Origin of the sequence: Mesorhizobium sp. M8A.F.Ca.ET.218.01.1.1 (assembly GCF_004791165.1) — a bacterium.
GTDB lineage: Bacteria > Pseudomonadota > Alphaproteobacteria > Rhizobiales > Rhizobiaceae > Mesorhizobium.
In genome coordinates this window covers 1-290 of record NZ_SRUZ01000187.1, presented here as the reverse complement: position 1 = coordinate 290, position 290 = coordinate 1, and the positions used below count along the sequence as shown (strand labels likewise).

The 290-nt window shown below is 63.1% G+C and carries 2 pseudogenes; one reads left to right on the top strand and one right to left on the bottom strand.

Annotation, left to right across the window (positions count from 1 at the left end):
* Positions 1-111, top strand: a pseudogene (locus tag EN861_RS34960) (winged helix-turn-helix domain-containing protein); the annotation flags it as partial.
* 91 nt (positions 112-202) lie between these two features.
* On the opposite strand, the pseudogene EN861_RS34955 reads toward EN861_RS34960, so the two are convergent.
* Positions 203-290, bottom strand: a pseudogene (locus tag EN861_RS34955) (carbohydrate ABC transporter permease); the annotation flags it as partial.

Here is a 290-nt window from a genome sequence, read left to right as displayed (position 1 = left end):
CTGGTGCTTTCGCTGGTGCGTCAGCACGGCAGTCTGGCGAAGTCCGACATCGCCCGCATGACCGGACTTTCGGCGCAGACAGTCTCGGTCATCATGCGCGAACTGGAGGAAGGCATCGATGATGAGGCGCAGGCCTCGATCCGCGACTATTGCACGAAGAAGGGTCTTGGGGGCCTCGAGCTTGGCGATCAGCCGGCCCTCACCCTGAGAACATCGCGACATAGGCGTCGAACGAGATATCCTGCGGGATCCACACCGGCGGCTTGGCCATGATCTCGACCGTCGGCCGC